This window comes from Candidatus Hakubella thermalkaliphila, assembly GCF_013281975.1.
In the GTDB taxonomy this organism is placed as follows: Bacteria; Actinomycetota; Humimicrobiia; order Hakubellales; family Hakubellaceae; genus Hakubella; species Hakubella thermalkaliphila.
Genome location: NZ_BLRZ01000161.1, coordinates 1 through 2,993, shown reverse-complemented (window position 1 = coordinate 2,993; position 2,993 = coordinate 1). Strand labels below are relative to the sequence as shown.

General features: G+C 54.1%; 6 protein-coding genes and 1 pseudogene. 1 reads left to right on the top strand and 6 read right to left on the bottom strand.

Annotation, left to right across the window (positions count from 1 at the left end; all coding sequences use genetic code 11):
• The first annotated feature begins 120 nt into the window (after positions 1 to 120).
• Entirely contained in the window at positions 121 to 402 is a 282-nt protein-coding gene (locus HW443_RS10285) for a chorismate mutase (RefSeq protein ID WP_176232019.1), read from the top strand.
• Between the two features lie 289 nt (positions 403 to 691).
• Here the strand turns inward: HW443_RS10285 and HW443_RS14060 are convergent, their stop codons facing one another.
• The 6 genes and pseudogenes from HW443_RS14060 to HW443_RS10255 all read right to left on the bottom strand — a co-directional run bounded on the left by HW443_RS14060 (position 692) and on the right by HW443_RS10255 (position 2,818).
• Entirely contained in the window at positions 692 to 1,039 is a 348-nt protein-coding gene (locus HW443_RS14060; protein ID WP_407079593.1) for a tyrosine-type recombinase/integrase, read from the bottom strand.
• Positions 1,040 to 1,164: 125 nt separating this feature from the next.
• Positions 1,165 to 1,665: pseudogene (locus tag HW443_RS14055) on the bottom strand (tyrosine-type recombinase/integrase); the annotation flags it as partial.
• A 144-nt stretch (positions 1,666 to 1,809) separates the two neighbouring features.
• Positions 1,810 to 2,043, bottom strand: coding sequence for a type II toxin-antitoxin system MqsA family antitoxin (locus HW443_RS10270; RefSeq protein ID WP_176235544.1), 234 nt, complete (start codon positions 2,041 to 2,043; stop codon positions 1,810 to 1,812).
• Positions 2,040 to 2,366, bottom strand: coding sequence for a DUF4258 domain-containing protein (locus tag HW443_RS10265; RefSeq protein WP_258188947.1), 327 nt, complete (start codon positions 2,364 to 2,366; stop codon positions 2,040 to 2,042). The genes HW443_RS10270 and HW443_RS10265 overlap by 4 nt, the downstream gene beginning before the upstream one ends.
• A gap of 27 nt (positions 2,367 to 2,393) precedes the next feature.
• Entirely contained in the window at positions 2,394 to 2,636 is a 243-nt protein-coding gene (locus HW443_RS10260) for a hypothetical protein (protein WP_176235543.1), read from the bottom strand.
• Between the two features lie 29 nt (positions 2,637 to 2,665).
• Positions 2,666 to 2,818 carry a hypothetical protein gene (locus HW443_RS10255; RefSeq protein ID WP_176236807.1) on the bottom strand — a complete coding sequence of 51 codons (153 nt, stop codon included), beginning with the start codon at positions 2,816 to 2,818 and terminating at the stop codon, positions 2,666 to 2,668.
• Positions 2,819 to 2,993 lie beyond the last annotated feature (175 nt).

Below are 2,993 nucleotides of genomic sequence, written 5' to 3'. Positions count from 1 at the left end.
GGCTCGGGTACCTTCACCATCACCATTAAGGCTCCTTCCACCCCAGGCACCTACAATCATGGCAATAAGAAGTCATAAGTCATTGCAGCCAGCCAAGAGTAGAGAGGGGGTCCGTCTCCGTTGTCAGAAAGAGAAGTCAAAGAGGAGATCGCCAGACTGAGAAGGGAGATCGATTCCCTGGACAGCCAGATCATCTCCATCTTGAACCAGCGGGCCGAAAAAGTCATCATGCTCAAAAAATTGAAGGAGAAAATTGGCCTCCCTGCCTATGATCCTCTCCGAGAAGAGGAGATTCTAAATAACATAGAAAAGCTAACCTCGGGCCCCCTCTACGGCAATCTCCTCAAAGAGATCTACCAAAAGATTCTAGAAATAATGAGAGCCCTGGAGAGAGAAAACTAACACGAGAGCAATGTCCCCACAAGGTAGGTCCTACTGAAACAAGTGGTGCCCGAGGTGGGAATCGAACCCACACGTCCTTGCGGACAACGGATTTTAAGTCTGCCCCGACCCTTTATCCATGTTTGCCCATGGCTGCCCATATTGCCCCTGACGAGGGAAAATAGCAATTTCCCAAAAGCCATGTTGCCCCATATCTCGCCATGTTTTTCCAAGTCTTGGCCACAAATTGGCCACAAATTTTTTACAAAATTTCTGGCTGAGCACAAATGTTCTGGCCTCCAGGCGACTTTCATAGTATGCTGTCCTCCTCCGTAGCCCGAGGGGAAAGGTTTCGCTCCAGGCGGACAGCAGCCTCACGCTCGGTCTCCGGCAGGAGATGTCCGTAGAGATCAAGGGTAATCTGGACGCGGGAATGGCCCAACTGGCGCTGGACAAACTTGGGGTTCTCCCCCCTTGAGAGAAGCGCAGCGGCATAGGAGTGCCTTAGATCATGGAAACGGATCCTCCTGAGTCCCGCCCTGGCCAAAGCCGGCCAGAGAACGTGGCAAATGACCTGGTGGGGATCCATGGGCCTCCCCGCCACACTCGGGAAAACCAGGTCCTGATCCGAGGCCGGCCCCTCCACAAGCTGGCGCATCTGGTGCTCTTTAAGGGCCTCAAGCAGGGAGTTAGGAATGACGACCGCCCGCCGGGAATAGGAGCTTTGAGGCTCATAGAACCTGCCCCTCTGACAAGTCCGGCGGACAAAGATTCTTGAGCTCTCAAATCGATATCCCCCCACTGAAGCCCCAAAATTTCGCCCTGGCGCATACCGGTGAGACAGGCGCACATGATGAGCGGGCGATACCGCTCCTCGGTGGCCTCAATCAGGAGTTGCATCTCCTCGGGGGAAAGAAAGTCCATCTCCTTTTGGGGAATGCGAGGTGGCCTTACATGTTCAGCCGGGCTTCTGGTGAGATATCCCCACTGAGTAGCCCGCTTTAGGAGCATCTTCAAGGTGCCCAGATGTTTGGCTGTGGTAGCCGCCGATACCCCCTCTTGGGCCATAGAGGCCAGAAAGCTCTCCACGTCCACGGGCCTTATGGTCTTAACCTTTCGCCCCTTAAAATATCCGATTAGCCTTCCTTCCAGGTGCCCACGGTAGCCCAGATAGGTCTTTTCCCTTACCCTTGCCCTCTGAGACTCAAGGAACTTAGCAGCCAACTCTTCAAAGCTGATGTCGGGCAGTTCCTGATATTCGCCCCGATCAATTTGGGCCAGCACCTGGCGCAAAGCTCGCTGGGCGTCTATCTTTCTTTCCCCAACCGTCTTATAATGGCGGCGTCCATCCGGGCCACGATAGCATAGACAGCCCCTCTTTTCCCTTCTCTTTTGACAATGGAACCACTGGCCATAGCTCCTCCTTTTCTAGAGCTGTGCCAAGTCATACACAGGCACGGAAGCCGTGCGCTTAGGAGCTACCTCAGACCACACCACTTCTTGCACCCTTTCGAGGATATCGGGGCGCAGTAGCACCTCTCCACACTGGCGACATAGCTCAGCAGGCACATTCTCCAGAATGATGATCTTTCCCTTATACTCCTGGGGATGGGTAACTATCTTCTCCTCCAGCTCCCCACCACATAATGGACATGTTTTCATGGCTTGCCTCCTCTCCTTATCCTCCAGTCTATCCATTCCTCGGGATTCGGCTCATAAGCCGTTATAACCGCCACATTGGGCGGATAGGTACATTGTATATGTAATGGCCGCCCGCCTCTCGTTATGCCGAGGACAAGACAACTAGGGCCGCGGGGGTCTTCAGGATAGTCCTCTATCACCTCAGCACCACCGCTTAACAAGGCCTGCTCAACTTCCTTGACGGAAATGTGCCTTTCAGTCATGCGATCCCCAGCGTGAAGTGTGAAATGGTAATTCCTCCCTTTAACCTTGGCTTGAATCCTCTCCAGTAGCGCCTTCTGCAAATAACCTCCTGACACATTTCTCACACTTCACCCCGACGCATAAAAGTCCTCGCTATCAAGAGCCGTGAAGATGGTCATCTCGCCGCCCGCTGCATAATCCGGTAGTAGAGCCTCAGCCGCTGTGGCCAATTGACGTTTTCTCTCTGTCCAGCTCAGCGGTTGCCCGTGCTCAAGGTCTTCACGAATCAGACGCAGGACGACTTCGACAATTGTCAGGCGCTCTGGGATCGTAAGCTTCTTGAGTTCTTCCAGTATTTCTACCTGGGTCATACCTCCTCCTTATCTTTGAGGCCTACCCTTCACTTAAACAGCTTCCTCAGCGCCCTACCGGTGGCCTTGCCCGCCACCCTCCTTGCAACCCGCCGGCCCACTTTGCCCTTCTGGACTGCAGACACATCGCCCATAAGTCGGGCCAGCCAGTACAAAAAGCCCCGGGTTTTGCCGATACTCATGGCCTGCCCTCCTTGCTGACCTACGGGACTCCTATCTCACTACCACCTGCCGCACACGCATAGGAGAGCCCACCCAACTGAACCAGGTCACTCCTTCCTTGACCATGTCGTATTTGATGATGTAGGTGCCTGGGGTGGAAGGAGCCTTAATGGTGATGGTGAAGGTACCCGAGCC